The 15885-nt window shown below is 72.1% G+C and carries 17 protein-coding genes; 13 read left to right on the top strand and 4 right to left on the bottom strand.

Features of this window, described 5'->3' with window-relative positions; genetic code table 11:
- Positions 1-187: 187 nt before the first annotated feature.
- From NOV86_RS14935 to NOV86_RS14885, 11 genes are all read left to right on the top strand, one after another.
- Entirely contained in the window at positions 188-907 is a 720-nt protein-coding gene (locus NOV86_RS14935) for a DUF2103 domain-containing protein (protein WP_267642404.1), read from the top strand.
- 111 nt (positions 908-1018) lie between these two features.
- Positions 1019-1753, top strand: a complete 735-nt coding sequence (locus tag NOV86_RS14930) for a hypothetical protein (RefSeq protein WP_267642403.1) — start codon at positions 1019-1021, stop codon at positions 1751-1753.
- Positions 1754-1857: 104 nt separating this feature from the next.
- A complete protein-coding gene (locus tag NOV86_RS14925; protein WP_267642402.1) occupies positions 1858-4083 on the top strand; it encodes a type II/IV secretion system ATPase subunit in 2226 nt (741 codons plus the stop codon).
- A gap of 44 nt (positions 4084-4127) precedes the next feature.
- Positions 4128-6008, top strand: a complete 1881-nt coding sequence (locus tag NOV86_RS14920) for a type II secretion system F family protein (RefSeq protein WP_303647807.1) — start codon at positions 4128-4130, stop codon at positions 6006-6008.
- A complete protein-coding gene (locus tag NOV86_RS14915; RefSeq protein WP_267642400.1) occupies positions 6005-6733 on the top strand; it encodes a DUF7289 family protein in 729 nt (242 codons plus the stop codon). The genes NOV86_RS14920 and NOV86_RS14915 overlap by 4 nt, the downstream gene beginning before the upstream one ends.
- Positions 6730-7209 (top strand): DUF7266 family protein, encoded by a 480-nt coding sequence (locus NOV86_RS14910; protein ID WP_267642399.1) that lies wholly within the window; start codon positions 6730-6732, stop codon positions 7207-7209. The genes NOV86_RS14915 and NOV86_RS14910 overlap by 4 nt, the downstream gene beginning before the upstream one ends.
- Positions 7206-7892: a DUF7263 family protein gene (locus NOV86_RS14905; RefSeq protein WP_267642398.1), complete on the top strand. Its 687-nt coding sequence runs from the start codon at positions 7206-7208 to the stop codon at positions 7890-7892. Before NOV86_RS14910 ends, NOV86_RS14905 begins: the two co-directional genes overlap by 4 nt.
- The gene (locus NOV86_RS14900; RefSeq protein ID WP_267642397.1) at positions 7885-8322 is read left to right on the top strand and encodes a DUF7262 family protein; all 438 of its coding nucleotides are present in this window, start codon (positions 7885-7887) and stop codon (positions 8320-8322) included. The genes NOV86_RS14905 and NOV86_RS14900 overlap by 8 nt, the downstream gene beginning before the upstream one ends.
- Positions 8319-8858 (top strand): DUF7261 family protein, encoded by a 540-nt coding sequence (locus NOV86_RS14895; RefSeq protein ID WP_267642395.1) that lies wholly within the window; start codon positions 8319-8321, stop codon positions 8856-8858. Before NOV86_RS14900 ends, NOV86_RS14895 begins: the two co-directional genes overlap by 4 nt.
- 101 nt (positions 8859-8959) lie before the next feature.
- Positions 8960-9181, top strand: a complete 222-nt coding sequence (locus NOV86_RS14890) for a hypothetical protein (protein WP_267642393.1) — start codon at positions 8960-8962, stop codon at positions 9179-9181.
- A 179-nt stretch (positions 9182-9360) separates the two neighbouring features.
- The gene (locus NOV86_RS14885) at positions 9361-10338 is read left to right on the top strand and encodes an AAA family ATPase (RefSeq protein WP_267642392.1); all 978 of its coding nucleotides are present in this window, start codon (positions 9361-9363) and stop codon (positions 10336-10338) included.
- A gap of 30 nt (positions 10339-10368) precedes the next feature.
- Here NOV86_RS14885 and NOV86_RS14880 read toward each other — a convergent pair whose 3' ends face one another.
- From NOV86_RS14880 to NOV86_RS14865, 4 genes are read right to left on the bottom strand one after another with little or no spacing between them, the layout of a single operon-like run.
- Positions 10369-11088, bottom strand: coding sequence for a DUF7519 family protein (locus tag NOV86_RS14880; protein ID WP_267642391.1), 720 nt, complete (start codon positions 11086-11088; stop codon positions 10369-10371).
- Positions 11085-12362, bottom strand: coding sequence for a DUF58 domain-containing protein (locus NOV86_RS14875; RefSeq protein WP_267642390.1), 1278 nt, complete (start codon positions 12360-12362; stop codon positions 11085-11087). The genes NOV86_RS14880 and NOV86_RS14875 overlap by 4 nt, the downstream gene beginning before the upstream one ends.
- A complete protein-coding gene (locus tag NOV86_RS14870) occupies positions 12359-12970 on the bottom strand; it encodes a DUF7269 family protein (protein WP_267642389.1) in 612 nt (203 codons plus the stop codon). The genes NOV86_RS14875 and NOV86_RS14870 overlap by 4 nt, the downstream gene beginning before the upstream one ends.
- The gene (locus NOV86_RS14865) at positions 12967-13905 is read right to left on the bottom strand and encodes a DUF4129 domain-containing protein (protein ID WP_267642388.1); all 939 of its coding nucleotides are present in this window, start codon (positions 13903-13905) and stop codon (positions 12967-12969) included. The genes NOV86_RS14870 and NOV86_RS14865 overlap by 4 nt, the downstream gene beginning before the upstream one ends.
- Before the next feature lie 142 nt (positions 13906-14047).
- On the opposite strand from NOV86_RS14865, the gene NOV86_RS14860 reads away from it, so the two are divergent.
- Complete coding sequence (locus NOV86_RS14860; protein WP_267642387.1) at positions 14048-15007, top strand: polysaccharide deacetylase family protein; 960 nt, start codon at positions 14048-14050, stop codon at positions 15005-15007.
- Positions 14994-15779 carry a formyltransferase family protein gene (locus tag NOV86_RS14855; protein ID WP_267642386.1) on the top strand — a complete coding sequence of 262 codons (786 nt, stop codon included), beginning with the start codon at positions 14994-14996 and terminating at the stop codon, positions 15777-15779. The genes NOV86_RS14860 and NOV86_RS14855 overlap by 14 nt, the downstream gene beginning before the upstream one ends.
- The last annotated feature ends 106 nt before the right edge of the window (positions 15780-15885 follow it).

Raw genomic sequence — 15885 nt, 5'->3', positions numbered from 1 at the left:
TGCGACCGAGGCGTGTCGCTGGGGCGAACAGGCGACGCGCCGCTGGCCGGCGAGCGCTGCGTCGCGCAACCGCGGGACGCCCGCCGGTGGTGTTCAGAGCACACCGGCGCTGGCTCCGGCCTGGTATTTCAACCCCCACATTGCGAGAACCGCACGGCTTTTCCCCGGCTACCCGATAGCTACGGCCATGCAATGCGGGCAGTGTGCCACCGCGCTCGAGAAACCGGGAGACTACTGTCTCACCTGTCACACTGCCAACTGCGACGCGGTCGTCGCCGACTGCACCCGCGACCGGACGACGCTTTCCTTCCTCGACGGCGAGGAGGTCGTCGGCGAGACGACCGTGACGACCGTCCCGGAAGACGGCGAGGAGACCGGCGTCGTCGAGTTGCGCAACTACGCCGGCAAGGTCGCCGACGAGATCCGCCGCAAGCGTCCCGAGACGGTGTACGCCGCCGGGGACAGGGCCGTCATCCGCGAGGCCCGCGCACAGCTGCACCACGAGTTCTACCGCGTCACGGACGACGACCCCGTCTCGGCGGTGCTGGATAGACTGGGCGAGCCGGCCCTGGACGTCGTCGACCTCGCGCCCCGGGAGAAGATCGGCGGCTCGCACTCGACGCTCATCGGCGGCCGGACCGGCCAGCGGACAATCAGGACGGTGGCGGAGCACCCCCACGTCAAGAAGGTCATCCCCGGCCCCATCGAGGCCGGCGGCTCCAGTTCGCAGGCCAGCGTCGGCGCGAAGGTCACCCGGGCCGACGTGAACGGGAACGTCCGGCTGCTCATCCGCGACGGCTCCAGCGTCCAGGAGAACCGCGTCGTGACGACCGCGGGCGACCGCGAGATGGGCGAACGCGTGCGCGACGACCTGAACGCTGCGCTGGCCGAAGCCGAGTTGCAGTGACGCCCGGCTCGACCGGCGTTCACGGGAACGACGGAACCGACCGGTAGGGGCCCTACGCCCCGGTTCGAGACGACCTATCTCGCTCGGCGACCAATCACCGAGCCAGGGAACATGGCAACGCTACCGAGACGACAGTATCTGGCGGCGGTCGGGAGCGGGCTCGTGGCGCTCTCGGTCGGCGTCGTGGGCGGGACCGTCGGCCGACGCGCGACAGACCGGGAACCGGTGTCGGCGACGAACCGGGTCGGAGCCGGCGCGCCGGACCCACTCCAGTTCAGCACGACGGGCATGGTCAGGCTGGACTTCGAGCGCGACGCCGACGGCAACGTCGAGTTCGACGACCCCGTCTCCGGGACGAGCTTCGAGACGACCGGCGACGAGGTCGAGTTCGACGACCCGTTCACGCGCTGCCGGGAGCGCCCGAGCGAGGCGTTCTTCGAACTCGAACGGGTCGGCCGGCCGGGGAGCGACCTCGACTACCTCGAACTCGAACGCGACGGGGACGCCATCGACCTGCGGCTGTCCCTCGGCGGCGAGGCCATCGAGGCCGAGTTCGACGACGACCGTTACGAACTGACCGTCGCCGGGGCGCCGCTCGACTTCGAGGACGACGGCGGGAACGACGTGGAGTACCGGGGGCTGTACTTCGACCTCGAGACGAAGGGCCGGGCGGTCGAGATCCGCGGCTCGCTCCGGCTCGACTTCGACGGCGTCGACGACCTCGAGTTGCGCGACGTGGGCGTCGACTTCCGGTCGGATTCGGGTCAGTTCCGCAGTACCTCGACCGAACTCGGCCTCGACTTCGAGCGCGACACCGGCGAGTTCGAGGCGGGCCGGTTCGTCTGAGTGTCGGCCGCCGCGGCCGGTGCCGCCGTCCCCGCCGAAAGAACAAGAATATTTCTAATCAGATAAACCAGATTTTAAGTAGTATTCTTCTGCAACTATCCTGCATGACCGACGCGCCGACGCTCGAACTCCCCGACCGGCCCGGAGGGTCGGCGTCACACGACGACAGCGGGACCGTTCCGCCGCCGATTCCACCCGGCGAGGCCGACGCCTGGTACGCGCCGGACGTTCGCGCCCAGTACTCGCTCGGGCCGGAGACCGTCGCGACCATCCGCGAGACCGACGAGGGCTTCCAGTACCGCGTGCGGGAACCGTCGCTGAGCGAGGCGGACGAGGCGACCCTCGAGGCGGTCCGCAGCCACTTCGCGGGCGCGAACCTGCGCCTGCCCCGGACGCGCGAAGCGACCGTCTCTCGGATGCGGAGTGGCATCGGCGAGAAGTACGAGCGCGTCCTCGACCACCTGCTGCCCGGGAGCGCGGCCACCCGGCGGCGCCTGCGCTACCACGCCCGCCGGGACGTGGGCTGTCTCGGCGACCTCACGCCGCTGGCGCTGGACGACCACATCGAGGTCGCGGACCCGAGTGGCGACCGGCTGGCCGTCCACACGACCGACTACGCCCCCGCGACGACCGATCTCGCCTCGTCGGTCGCCCACCTCGACCGCTTCGCGAGCGAGCGCCTCGCGACCCACACCGTCGACTTCCGCGGGTTCGCGGTGCCGGTCGTGCTCTACCGCGAGAACCTCATCGGCTCGGACGTCTTCGCGACGAAGTACGCCGTCCTCGAGCCCGGCCTGCTGCCGGGCGACGAGGCGCTCATCCAGGCCTGCAAGGACCGCATCTGGGAGACGAACGTCTCGACGGTGGTCGACGACAGTGCCGCGGTCGTCCGCGAGCAGGCCGAGCGGTTCCTCTCGCGGCAGCTCACGGCCGCGAACGCCGGTGCGTGGCTCGACGCGACCAGCCACCGGGTGCGCGACGCCCTCGCCGACGCCGGTCTGGGCGTCCCGCCGGTCGACGGCCGGTACGACGAGGCGCGGCTCGCGGACCTCGTCTACTACGTCCTCCGCGACTACGTCGGCCAGGGCCAGCTCACCGTCCCCATCCGTGACCCGTTCCTCGAGGACATCGAGGCGAACCGGGTCGGCGAGCGCGTGAAGGTGGTTCCGAGGACTGCCCTCGGCCACGACGGCCGGGTCCCGACCAACCTCGTCTTCGAGGAGGAGGCCGCGTTCGTCAACGTCGTCACGCAACTCGCGGCCGCCGACGGCGTCGAGTTGAACGCCTCGAACCCCTCCGCGAAGGTGAACCTGCAGCCCAGCGAGGTCGACGACGACGTGACCATCCGGTGTGCGGTCGCCCTCCCGGTCATCTCCGAGGACGGCCCGCACATCTCCATCCGGAAACAGGCGCCCGACGCGCTGACGCCGGTCGACCTCGTGTCGGGTGGGTCGCTGACCGCAGACCTCGTCACCCTGCTCTGGATGCTGTACGAGCACCACGGCGTCGTCCTCTTCGCCGGTCCGACCGGGGTCGGCAAGACGACCCTGATGAACGCGCACATGCCGTTCGTCGCCTACGACGACCGGCCCATCAGCATCGACGAGGGCTCGCGCGAGGTCCGACTCCCCCACGAGACCGGCATCTCGCTGACCACGCGCGACCACGAGGACGAGTTCAAGGCCGTCACGATGGCCGACCTGATGACCGAGGCCAATTATCTGAACCCCGACGTGGAGGTCATCGCGGAGATCAACACCCCTGCCTCCTTCGCCACCTTCGCCGAGAGCCTCTCGACCGGCCACGGCCTGCTCGGGACGGTCCACGCCCAGAGCGTCGAGAAACTCGTCAACCGCGTCGTCGAACAGGGCCTCCCCCCGTACCTCCTGCGGGAGCTCGACCTCGTCGTGTTCCCGCGCCACGTCGACGGCGAGCGCTACGTCGGCGAGGCCATCGAGTTCGTCACCGAGGCGGAGTACGAGCAGTGCCGCGGGCGCTGCGGCGTCGTCGAGAAGACCGGGACCGCGGTGTACTGGAACAGCGTCTTCGAGCGGACCGTCGAGGGCGGCTTCGAGTTCGGCTATCGCGACCCGGACCTGCACGACGGCGACGACGAGCGGGCCGACCTCTGCACGTTCGACGCACTCGCCGACCGGACCGACCGCCCGGTCGGGGAGGTCGAGGACGAGTTCCACCGGAAGCACCGGTACGTCCAGTACCTCGTCAGGGCGGGCATCGACGACTTCGACGAGCTGTTCGGCTTCCTCTGTGACCTCCAGACCGACGAGGCCGCGACGGTCGAGCGCATCCGCGCCCGGAGGGAGGCGTGAGCCAGCGGACGGTTTCGGATTCGGGAGCGGCGGACGCCGCGAACCTGCCGCTGGGCGGCGAGCGCGACGCCCTGCTCGACCGGCTCTGTTACGCGCTGTTCTCCCGGCATGCAGACCGGCGCCGCCACGACGCCGACCGGACGCAGTACCGGGCGACGGCCATCGCGGTCCCCTTCGACCTCTACGTCTCCCGGGTGTACGCGCTCTCGTGGCTGGTCGGTGCCCTCTGTGCGGCCGCCGGCGGCTGGCTCACGCTGGCCGTCTCCGACCGGGAGGTGCGGACGCTCGTCGACTTCCTCGCCGCGGGCGCTCCGGTCGTCGCGCCCGGCGTCGTCCCCTCGCTGCCGCCACTCGTGACGGCGCTCGGCATCGGGCTCGCCGTCGGCGTCGCAGGCAAGTGGGCCACGCGCCGCCTCGGCGGCCGGTACCTCCGGTGGGTCGCCGCGGCCCGGCGGACCGACATCGAGCGCACCCTGCCGGGCGCTGTCCGCTACCTGCGGGCACTCTCGACCGGCAGCGACGACCAGCGCGCGATGCTGCGCAAGGTCGCCGCGAACCGGGAGGCCTACGGTGAGACGGCCGTCGCCGCCCGGACCGTCCTCAACAAGGCGGCCCTGACGGGCAGCCTCGACGCCGGGTTACGGCTCGTCGCCCGCGACACGCCCTCCCGCGACGCGCTGGCGCCGTTCCTGCTGAAGTTCCGCGAGCACGCAGACCAGGGCGCGGCGGAGCTGACCAGCTACCTCCAGATGGAGGCACGGATGCTCGGCCACCGCCAGACCCGCGACCGCGACCGTGCCGAGGGCTTCCTCGAACTGCTCGCCGAACTGTTCATCGTCCTGCTCGTCCTGCCCGCGCTGCTCGTCATCGTCCTGACCGTGATGAGCGTGCTGACGCCGGGACTGAACCGGCCGACCCCGACGCCACTGGGTCCGGTGACGCCCCGGACCGCCATCGTCTACGGGTCGGCCGTCTTCGTCATCGTGGTCGGCTGGTGCGCCGCCAGTCTGGTCGGGCGCCTCCGGCCGCCGAACGGGGTGCCGAGCTACCGGCGGCCCGCGGAGGTCCTCTCCGTCCTCGCGACCGCGACCACGAACCCGGCCAGCGCCGCGGCCGTCTGGGCACTTCCCGCGCTCCTGTTCGCTCTCGTCGTCTTCGTGCTGGGCGAGCACCCGCTCTCGGCCGGCCTGCTCGGCTACGTCGCCTACGCGGTCCCGGTCGGGGCGGTAGCGCTGCGCCGTGCCGGCGTCGACGACGCGAAGGACCGCGAGATAAAGGACTTCGTCCACGCCATCTCGGGCCACATCGCGCTCGGCCGTCCCTTCGCGGAGGCCGTCGCGCTGGTCGCCCGCGACGTGGACCTCGGCGCGCTCGACGCCGACGTGGCCGACCTCGCCTTCAACGCGAACCTCACCACCCGGAGCGGCGACCTCCGGGCGCAGGCACTCGCCCGCTTCGTCGAGCAGGTCGGCACGCCGCTGGCCGAGCAGACCATGGGGCTCGTGACGGGCGCGCTCGACGCCGGCAGCGACGTCGAGACCGTCTTCGACACCCTCCAGACCGAGGTCGGCCGGCTCTACCACGAGAAGAAGGCGCTCCAGAGCGCGATGCTGGTGTACGTCGCGGTCGGCTGGACGGTCGCGCTCCTCATCGTCGGCATCATGATCGCCGTCAACACCTACGTGCTGGACAGTTTCGCCCAGCTCTCGGCCGTCTCCGCGCCCGGCACCGGCTTCAGTCTCGACCCGGACGCGGTCAAGGTCGAGCGCGAGCACTTCCGGTTCTACGTCGTCACGCAGGCGACCATGCTCGCGAGTGGCTGGTTCGCCGGCATGGCCAACCGCGGGTGGTACGACGCGCTGTTGCACTCCGGTTGTCTCGTGCTGGTCGCCCACGTCGTCTTCCGCGGGGTGGGGATGGTATGACCGCCGGTCGCAGCAACGGCGAGAGAGCCCAGTCCTCGGTCATCGGCGTCGCCATCCTGCTCGGCATCACCGTGCTCGCGCTCGGCGCGCTGACCGCGAGCATCGGGCTGGCGGTCGAGAACGGCGCGGCGGCCGCAGACGCGAGCCGCGTCACCGACGGCCTCGACAGCGCCCTCCGCCCGGTCGAGGTGACTGGCAGCCACGTCGGCCGCATCCAGGCGACCGATGGCACCCTGCGGACCGTGCCCCGAACGGTCCGACTCCTCAACGACTCCGCGACCGTCGCCCGGGTCGAGGCCGACGCGCTGGTGTACGAGTCCGGCAGTCACCGCGTCACCTTCCTCGCGGGTGCCATCGTCCGCGGCGACGGACCGGGCGCGCGCATGGCGCGGGACCCGCCGGTCGTCGCCAGTTCCGGCGGCGACGTGCTCGTGGTCGGGGTCGCGAGGCTGGACGAATCGGCCGCGATGAGTCTCGCAGGGCACCCCGTCGAACTCCGGACGAACGTCTCGCACGCGCGCCGGCAGCTCCCCGACGACGAGTACCGCCTCGCGGTCGAGACCACGACGCCGGCGGCCTGGCGCGACTACTTCGAGCGCCTCGGCGCGACCGTCACCAGCCGTGACCTCGACGGCGACGGGACCGAGAGCGTCGTCGCCACGTTCCCCGGCGAGCGCACGCTCTACCTCGTCGTCCACGACCTCGGGCTGGAGGTGGGCCGATGAGGCTCGACCGGGCCGACGACCGCGACCGCGGCCTCTCGCCCGTCGTCGGGAAGGTCATGGAGACCAGCGTCGTGTTGCTCTACCTCGGGTTGCTCACGACCACGCTCTATGCCGGCGTCGTCCCGGACTACCGGGCCGCGACGGGCGACGAGGTGGCCGACCGGACCCTCTCGGCGGCGACACAGCGCGTCGAGGCGGCGGTCCCGCCGAACGCCTCGCGCGTCACCGTCCGCCGGACCGTCGACCTGCCCCGGACCATCCGGGGCGACCCCTACGAGGTCCGGACCACGGGCGACCGGCTCGTACTCGCGCACCCGGACCACCGCGTCACCAGCGAGGCGACGCTGGCGCTCCCCGCCCACGTCGTCCGCGTCGAGGGCAACTGGACGAGTTCCGCGCCCGCCGTCCTAGTCGTGGAACCCGCGTCCGGCGGGCCGGGTGTCGTCGTGCGCCTCGAACGGGGTGGGACTCCATGAACCCCGACCGGGACCGCGGGCAGGCGAACCTCGTCGCCCTCGGCATCGCCCTCCTCGCGCTCACCGCGGTCCTCGGCGTCGCACTGGTCGTCGCCGACAGCGCGCTCTCGGGCGCCGACCGCGACCCCGCCGAGCGTCGCGTCGCCGTCTCGCTCTCGGACCGACTGGTGGCCGCCGACGGGCCGGTCACCGCGCGGGCGAACGTCCTCGACGCGGCCGCCGTCGGCTCGCTCGACGCCACCGCGCTCGCCAGCCAGTTCCCGGTCGGCGACGGCCACGACGTCCGGGTCCGGCTCGGCGACCGGACCATCGCCGAATCGGGCGACGTGACCGACGGGACGAGCGTGCGCCGCATCGTCCTCGTCGAGCGCGAGACCACCGCGACCCTGACGCCGGACCTGACCGCCGACGGGGCGGTGACCCTGCCGCGGCGCACCGACCGCGTGGACGTGCGCCTCGCACCACCCTCGGGCACCACCGTCACGACGGTCCGGGCGAACGGTCGCGTCGTCCTCCACGACCCGGGCGGCCTGCGCGGGTCCGTCACGGTTCCCGTCTCCCGGTTCGAGACGACGACCCTGTCGTTCGACGCCGCGGGGACGCTCCCGCCGGGCAGCGTCGACCTGACCTACTACCCGACCCGGACCACGAAGGCGGTGCTGGTGGTGACGGTCGATGCGTGAGGTCGGCAGCCGTGGTGACTGCGGCGAGAACCGGGGACAGCTCTCCCTCCCCGCGGTCGAGGCCGGCATCGGCGTCCTGCTCGTCCTCGGCGTCGTCACCATGTTCGCGCTGCCCATCGCGGACGCGGACACCCGGCAGGCACAACTGGACACCTACGCGAGCGACACGGCGAGCGTGCTGGCCGGGGAACCGCCCCGCCACGGCGGGACGACCCGGCTCGCGGAGGTCGCGGCCTCCCCGTCCTCGTTCGCCCGCGAGGAGGCCGCACTCGACCGCCGGGTGGACCGCATCCTCCCCGAGAACCTCCTCTACCGGGTCGAGACGCCCCACGGCGCGGTCGGGTATCGCCCACCGGCCGGCGTCCCGGTGGGCGTGGCGACGGTCCCGACGGCCAGCGGCGACGTGACCATCCGGGTGTGGTACGTGTGACCCGGACTGGACTCGCCGGCAGGCGCGGCCAGCTCGTCCTCGCCGCGGCTGGCGTGCTGGCCATCGCCCTGCTCCCGCTGGCGCTTGCGTACCTGCAACTCGGCGCCCACCCGGACGTCGTCGCGACTGCCGACGCCGACAGGCCGGTCCACGACGGCGTGCAGGTGCTGGAGGGCGCGGTCCACCGGGCCGGCAGCGACGCCACCGGGCAGCCGTGGGCCGACAGGGAGGCGGCGGTCGCGCAGGTCCGCGCCGACCTCGCGCCCCGGTTCGCGACGCTGGAGGCCTCGCAGGTCGCCGCGGGCATCGCCTACGAGGTCGCGTACGACCAGACCGCGGCCACCTCGTGGGCCGCTTCGGACTGTCCGTCCGGCCCCCGGCGCCAGTTCGGTGCCTGCGAGGCCATCGACGGCGTCGTCGTCCAGGAACGCGCCGGCGAGACGACCGTGCTCGCGGTCGCGGTCGACCTGACGGTCACGACCCGCGACGGGGTGTCGGCGGTGACGGTCGTCGTGCCGGTGGTCGACGATGGCTAGCGGGCCACGAATACGGGGACGGACCGCCGACTGCGGGCGGGCGAACACCCGGCAGTACCTCTATGTGGGTTCGACCAGAATACGTGACCAAGACCTGTCCCATGGAAGGTGAGGAGACCCCGATTCCACCCTACGCCGAGGACTCGCTCGACGTTCTCGCCGATGCCATCCCGGACGACCAGCCCGGCATCGACGCGGCCGCCGCACGGAAGGCGCTCGTCGACGAGGGGTTCACACGGGCCGACGCCACCGACGCACTGGAACTGCTGGAGATGCGCGGGTACGTCTACCGCGTCGACAGCGAGGTCCGCATCACCGACTGATACCGTGTATTGTATCTGTTTCCCGCTGGGTCGGCACCACGTTCCGGCGACCCAGCGGTAACGACCTCCAATAGACATTATGAGACCGTGGCGAGGGCGACCACTTATCGGGTGGCTAAACCCTCTCGCGGCCGCCTTGTGCCTCTATAATAAGAAGGGCCCGCGGGGAACCGGTCCGTATGAACGTCGACGAAACGGGCCAGCTCGCAGACGACGTGCTCGCCGAGGTGTCCCGCGCCGTCATCGCCGACCAGACCGTCCTCGAAACCATCCTCGCCGGTATCGTCTCCAGGGGCCACGTCCTCCTCGAGGACGTCCCGGGGACCGGGAAGACACTGACAGCGCGGAGCTTCGCCGCCGCGCTCGGGCTCTCGTTCTCGCGCGTGCAGTTCACCCCGGACCTGCTGCCCGCCGACGTGACCGGCAGCTACGTCTACAACGAGGCGACCGGGGAGTTCGAGTTCAACCAGGGGCCGCTGTTCGCGAACATCGTCCTCGCCGACGAGATCAACCGCGCCTCGCCGAAGACCCAGGCCGCGCTGCTCGAGGCCATGGAGGAGAAACAGGTCACGGTCGACGGCGAGACCTGGCAGCTGCCCGAGCCCTTCTTCGTCATCGCGACCCAGAACCCGGTCGAGCAGGGCGAGGGGACCTTCCCGCTCCCGGAGGCCCAGCAGGACCGCTTCCTCGTGAAGACGAGTCTTGGCTACCCCGAGACCGAGGGCGGCGTCGAGATGCTCATGCGCCGGGGCGAGCGCGACGAACAGCAGCCACAGGCCGAGCAGGCCGTCGCGACCGAGGACCTGCACGCGATGCAGTCGGTCCCCGAGCGGGTCGACGTGACCGAGGACCTCGCGCGCTACGTCGTCGAGGTCGTCGAGGCGACCCGCGACGACCCCCGGGTGACCGTCGGGGTCTCGCCCCGCGGGGCCGTGCGACTGTTCGAGATGTCGCGCTCGTGGGCCGCACTCTCCGGGCGCGGCTACGTGATTCCGGACGACGTGAAGGCGGTCGCACACCCGGTGCTCGACCACCGGCTGGTGCTCACGGCCGACGCCCGGGTGAACGACGTGACGAAGGAGTCCGTCGTCGCGGACGTACTGGAGGAGGTACCGGTGCCGCGGGTGAACCGGGAGCCGGCGACAGCACAGCACTGACCGCGCACCGAGAATCTCTTCTGCGTCTGCTCACTCGTGCAGCGCCGCCGCCAGCACCACGACCGCGACCAGCAGGAACGCGAACTGCGTGAGCGGGAGCCCGGGCGTCCCGAGCCCCTGTGCGACCCGCCCGAGCGCGACGGTGACGGCGCCGACGACCAGCGTGCCGGCGAGGTGGGCGGCCTCGACGGGCCAGGTCGTCGGCTCCTGCCCGAGCTGTTCGCCGACGTTGACGGCCGTCTCGCCGGCGTCCCAGGCGACGACGGCGGCGACGCCCGAGAGCAACAGCGCGTCGAAGTCGGCGAGTTGCGTGACGCCGGCGACGAGCACCGCGAGGAAGACGAAGCCGCTGCCGGCCTTCAGGAGCGTCCGGGTGCTGTCGCCCCGCCCCGGTGCCAGCGCGATGGTGACCAGTAGCGCGCCGACGAGTGCGGGCGCGACGGTCGCGAAGACGGTCGCGCGGGCGACGCCGGTCCAGGCGAAGACGACGGCGGCCGCGACCAGCGGGATGCCGAGAACGCCGAGGACGAACCCGAGGGCACGGGTCCAGCGCCAGCCGACCCAGAGGCCGAGCGTGACGAGGCCGACGCCCGCGGCCCCCAGCAGCATGGTCGAGTCGCGCGCCGCGCCGAGCGCCCAGAGGCTGGTGAGGGCGGCGACCACGGCGACGACCGTGCTCGGCAGCGTCGGGCGGTAGGTGACCGAGACGGGACTCGTGGCGGTCGTCGTGGCCGTCGTCTCGCCCGTCATACCTGTGCACCTCCGGCCTGTGCCGTCGCGCCCTGGCTCGCCAGCGCGGCCTCCAGCGGCTCGTCGCTCTGCCACTCGGTCGTCGGGATGCCGGCGGCGCGCAGCCGCCGCACCCGGGTCCGTCGCTGGACCGCCGCGAGCCGCTGGCCCAGCGTCTCCTCGCGGGTCACGTCGGGCGTGACGACCGTGACCGCGTGACCGTACTCGTCGAGTCGACGCGCCGTCTCGACGATGTCGTCGTCACACAGCGGCGAGAGCACCACGACCTGCGTCCGGTCGGACAGGCGCTGGCGCAGCGCCCCGAGGAGTTCGGTCGTGTCCGGGCTCGCGTCCGGTTCCGTCGAGGAGAACGCCTCGTGGGTCGACAGGAGGCGCTGGATGCTGGCGCGGTGGTCGGGTCCCATCCCGACCGGGTGCCAGACGAGGTCCTCGCCCGCGAAGGCCGCGACCCCGACCTTGTTCCGGTCGGCCGCGAAGGCCCCGATGAGCTGTTCGGCCGCCGCGGTACACAGCGCCACGGCGTGGGGGTGGTCCGGGCGCGCCCGGTACGACGAGGGCCGCGCGTCGACCAGACAGACGACGTTCGCGGCCCGCTCGGTGCGGAACTCGGTGGTCGTGAGGTCGCCGGTCCGGGCGTAGCGCCGCCAGTCGATGCGGTTCAGGGGGTCGCCGCGCTGGTACTCGCGCGTCCGGTGGAACTCGACACCGCTGCCGCCGGTGTCGCTGGCGACCTGCCCGCTCCGGGGGACGGTCTGCGAGCGGGCGGTCACGCCCTCGACGCCGCTCGTGCAGTCGATCTCGGTCGCGGCGGCGACCGTCGTCTCGGTCTCGTGTGCGCCGCTGAGGTCGCGCGAGACGACCGTCACCGGGTCGAAGGGGTGGGTCCCGCGCTTGGCCTCGACCGTGTAGGAGAACGACGTCGACCGGCCGGGCAGGAGGCACGCGCCGTGGCGGGCCATCCCGTCGGTCACGGTCAGCATCTCCGGCACGCCGTCGACCAGCCGCAGGTCCGGCAGGGGCGTCCGCCCGGTGTTGGTCACGGTGACGGTCACGTCGACCGGGTCGCCGTGGTCCGGGTCCTCGTCGCTCAGCCGCCGGTCCACGTCGAGGCTCGGGTCCGGCGGGGACGTGAGCCGCGGGTACGCCGCGTAGACCACGCCCAGCACGGACAGCAGGAGGATGGCCGGCCGGTCCGCGACGACGCCGACGGTCGTGGCCACGAGCGCGATGGCGACGACGCCGCGCCAGCGCCGGGTCGTCCGGGTCGGACTCATCGCGACCGCCCTCCGTTCTCGGCGCGGTCGGCGATGGCCCGGGCGGTCCGGCGGGCGCGGTGCTGGAAGGGCGAGTCGCCCCCGGCCAGCGCCCGGAGTCGCGCAGTCAGCGACGACCCGGGCGACCGCTGGTCGCCGGATTCCGCGAGGAACCGTGCGACCGCCTCGTCGTCGGTCCAGGTCCCCTGCCTGACGCGCTCGGCGGCCTCGTGGCGCCCCGTGCCGGTGGCCTGTGCCACGACGGCGACCGCGCTCTCGCGCAGGTCCTCCCGCACCGTCTCGCGCCGGTCGGCCGACACGTGGGGCACCATGAGGACGTCCGCCGTCAGCGTCTCGTCGAAGTCGTCGCCCGGAGCCGGCTTCGTGAGCGACTCCTCGGGTTTCGGCATCGTCGCCTGGTCCAGGGTGCTCGCGCGCGCCGAGAGCAACACGGGGACCGCGACGAGGAGGCCGAGGCCGGCGACCGCGGCCGCCACGACGTAGTCGTTGCCCAGCGCGGCCAGCAGGGTCTCGGCGACCGGCTCGCCGAGGTCGGACCCGAGCGCCGTGACGCCCGCGACCAGCGCGAGCACGCCGAGGACCGCCGTCAGGAACCGCCGCCGGTTCATCGCTCCTCCCCGGTCGGTGCGCTCCCGTGGTTCGCCCGGAACCGGCGAAGGCCGTCCCGTGCTCGCTCCCGGCGGGCCTCGGTCACGGGCTCCTGCCCGTACCGGACCGCCTCGAAGGGTTCGGTGATGGCGTCGACCGTCTCCTCGTCGACGCCCTGTGCCCGGGCGACCGCGGCACACTCGCGGGGCGCACGCGACCGCACGTCGCCGAGGCCGAGCGCCTCGACGAACTCGTACCACGCCTCGGAGACCTGGTTCCGGGGCGCGGGCGCCGGCGGCGGGTCGCTCGACTCCTCGGTCCCGGGGTCGATGACGCCCCAGCGCTCCAGCCGGTCGCGCAGGAGCGCGCCGAGGCGGTCACGGTACCGGAACGCGAGCGCGAGCAGACCGAGCGCGAGCAGGGCCGGGGCGAGCCGCCGGAGCAGGGCGAGCAGTGCCGCGAGCAGTCGCTCCAGCAGGCTCGTCGTGCTCTCGCCGGGGCCGAGCCCCTGTTCCTGACCCGCGCCGGGGCCGGTCGCCTGCGTCGGCGTGCCGGCGGCACTCCCGCCGCTGTCCGACTCCTCGCCGTCGCCGGGGTCGCCGTCGCCGTCGCGTTCGCGCGAATCGGGCTCGCTCTGCCCGCCGGCGACGACCGTCGTCTGCTCGCCCTCGCCGGCCGACACCGACTCGCCGTCGGTGCCCTCGCTGCCGTCGGTCCCCTGGTCGCCGTCCCGGGTCCCGCCGCCCGTCGAGGTGGCGTTCGGTGTTCCTTCCGACTGTACCTGCGACTTGAGACTCACCGCGCTGTCGGTGCCGATGGGGATACCCGTCTCGTCGAGGTCGATGACCTCGTCGGGGTCCGTCGTCACCGAGGACTCCAGGGACGTCGCCGCCGTGCTGATGGCGAAGACACAGCAGAGCGCGACGGCGACGGTCAGGAGTGACTCCCAGTTCATGTAGCTCGTTCGAACGAACACGCCGCAGAGGGGGATTATTATGCGGCGTGTAAGCCTCGCTACGGGCCGTGTAACGAAGCCACGGGGGGCCGAACGCAGAGGCGATGAGTATCACGAATCGCGACGGGCAGGGGCGGTGCCGATGAGCATCGTCACGCTGAGCCTCGAGGTCGAACTCGGCTGGGGCGTCCACGACATCGACGAGTACGAACGCATCAGCACGGACCGCGAGCGCGAGTCGCGCTACCTGCGTCGGCTGCTCTCGCACTGCGACGACGTCGGGGTCCCCTTCAGTTTCGACGTGGTCGGGCACCTGTTCCACGCCGCCTGTAGCGGCGACCACGGGAGTCCCCACGACGAGGGCTGGTTCGGGGACGACCCCGGGACGGACTGGCAGACCGACCCGCTGTTCTACGCCCCGGACCTCGTCGCCGACATCCGCGACGCCGAGACCGACCACGAGATATGCACGCACTCCTACTCGCACGTCTCCTGCGACGAGGCGGACGACGAGACCATCCGGTGGGACCTCGAGGAGGCACAGGAGGTCCACCAGCACGTCCTCGGCGAGCGCACCGTCTCGTTCGTCCCGCCGAAGCACGAACAGCCCCCGACGCACGTCCTCCGGGACGCCGGCATCGAGATCATCCGGATGCACCGCCCGGACGGGGTCTCGAAGCCCCGGAAGTTCAAGCGGCTGGTCACCGGGCCGCACCCGGAGTTCTCGCCCGCCGTCACCATGGAGGACGACGTCGTGGTCACCTACTGCACCGAGTACCCCTCGCTGACCTCGGCGCTGTTGCCCTCGGGCCGGCGCGAGACGCACCCGGCGTTCCGGTACCTCCCCCTCGATAACGGGACGCGCCGGCGCCTCCACCGGCAGTACCTCCGCGACGCGGCCGAGCAGGCCCTCGAGAACGACACGCCGGTCCACCTGTGGGCGCACCTGTACGACCTCGCGAACGAACAGCAGTTCCTCGCGCTGCGGGACTTCCTCACCGACCTCGCGGCGCTGGAGGCACAGACCGACCTGGAGGTCATGACCATGGCCGAGCTGAACGACCGCGTCAGGGCGGAGGAACGGGCCCATGTCGTCGTCTGAGGCCCCCCGCGTCGGCGTGCTGCTGAGCGGCGAGACCGTCCCGCGCTGGATGGCCCGCGCGCTCCAGTTCGTCGAGGTCGAGACCGACGCGACCATCACCCGGCTCGTCGTCGACGACAGCACGAGCGACGACGGCACCGTCGACACCCTCCAGCGACTCGTCGAGCTGCGCGAGTGGGCGCCGTTCGCCGCCGCCATCTCGCTCCGGTCGGACCCGCACTTCGCCGAGTCGGTTCCCATCGACGAGGTGCCGGCACTGGCCGACGCCGAGCGGACCTACTGCGAACCGGTCGACACCGACGGCTTCGGACAGGAACTCCCCGCCAGCGCCGTCGCCGACCTCGAACCGCTCGACCTCGTCGTCCGCTTCGGTTTCGGCATCCTCGTCGGCGAGGCACTCACCGCGCCGACCCACGGCGTGTTGAGTTACCACCACGGCGACCTCACCGAGTACCGGGGCCAGCCCGCCGGCTTCTGGGAGTTCGTCCACGACGAGCCGACCGCCGGCATCACCGTCCAGCGCATCACCGACGAGCTCGACGCCGGCGAGGTGTTCGCCTACGAGGAGGTCGACATCACGGACGCCGACACCTGGCGCGAGGTGCGCCGCCGGCTCTACGTCACGTCCGAACCGCTGCTCGCGCAGGCGACCCAGACCGTCCTGGAGGGCACCGACCCACAGGAGCCGTCCGACCTCGGCGACCTCTACTCGCTCCCGACGGGGAAACCCGTCCTCACCTACGCGCTCAAGACCGCGTCCGGTTACCTCTGACCCGGACGCTGGCCCGATTACCGGACTGCTAAGGTCGGCTACCCGGCCGATAATAAGGGTCGCCCCTCTCGAAGCGTCGCTCGACATGGGCGCAATACGTACGGAA

Origin of the sequence: Haloarchaeobius amylolyticus (assembly GCF_026616195.1) — an archaeon.
In the GTDB taxonomy this organism is placed as follows: Archaea; Halobacteriota; Halobacteria; order Halobacteriales; family Natrialbaceae; genus Haloarchaeobius; species Haloarchaeobius amylolyticus.
The sequence above is the reverse complement of the archived record's forward strand: the minus strand, read 5'-3'. Positions and strand labels throughout refer to the sequence as shown.

Coding starts and splice junctions, on each gene's coding strand:
- NOV86_RS14935 (WP_267642404.1), top strand. CDS start 188: ATGCAATGCGGGCAGTGTGCCACCGCGCTCGAGAAACCGGGAGACTAC.
- NOV86_RS14930 (WP_267642403.1), top strand. CDS start 1,019: ATGGCAACGCTACCGAGACGACAGTATCTGGCGGCGGTCGGGAGCGGG.
- NOV86_RS14925 (WP_267642402.1), top strand. CDS start 1,858: ATGACCGACGCGCCGACGCTCGAACTCCCCGACCGGCCCGGAGGGTCG.
- NOV86_RS14915 (WP_267642400.1), top strand. CDS start 6,005: ATGACCGCCGGTCGCAGCAACGGCGAGAGAGCCCAGTCCTCGGTCATC.
- NOV86_RS14910 (WP_267642399.1), top strand. CDS start 6,730: ATGAGGCTCGACCGGGCCGACGACCGCGACCGCGGCCTCTCGCCCGTC.
- NOV86_RS14905 (WP_267642398.1), top strand. CDS start 7,206: ATGAACCCCGACCGGGACCGCGGGCAGGCGAACCTCGTCGCCCTCGGC.
- NOV86_RS14900 (WP_267642397.1), top strand. CDS start 7,885: ATGCGTGAGGTCGGCAGCCGTGGTGACTGCGGCGAGAACCGGGGACAG.
- NOV86_RS14890 (WP_267642393.1), top strand. CDS start 8,960: ATGGAAGGTGAGGAGACCCCGATTCCACCCTACGCCGAGGACTCGCTC.
- NOV86_RS14885 (WP_267642392.1), top strand. CDS start 9,361: ATGAACGTCGACGAAACGGGCCAGCTCGCAGACGACGTGCTCGCCGAG.
- NOV86_RS14880 (WP_267642391.1), bottom strand. CDS start 11,088: ATGACGGGCGAGACGACGGCCACGACGACCGCCACGAGTCCCGTCTCG.
- NOV86_RS14875 (WP_267642390.1), bottom strand. CDS start 12,362: ATGAGTCCGACCCGGACGACCCGGCGCTGGCGCGGCGTCGTCGCCATC.
- NOV86_RS14870 (WP_267642389.1), bottom strand. CDS start 12,970: ATGAACCGGCGGCGGTTCCTGACGGCGGTCCTCGGCGTGCTCGCGCTG.
- NOV86_RS14865 (WP_267642388.1), bottom strand. CDS start 13,905: ATGAACTGGGAGTCACTCCTGACCGTCGCCGTCGCGCTCTGCTGTGTC.
- NOV86_RS14860 (WP_267642387.1), top strand. CDS start 14,048: ATGAGCATCGTCACGCTGAGCCTCGAGGTCGAACTCGGCTGGGGCGTC.
- NOV86_RS14855 (WP_267642386.1), top strand. CDS start 14,994: ATGTCGTCGTCTGAGGCCCCCCGCGTCGGCGTGCTGCTGAGCGGCGAG.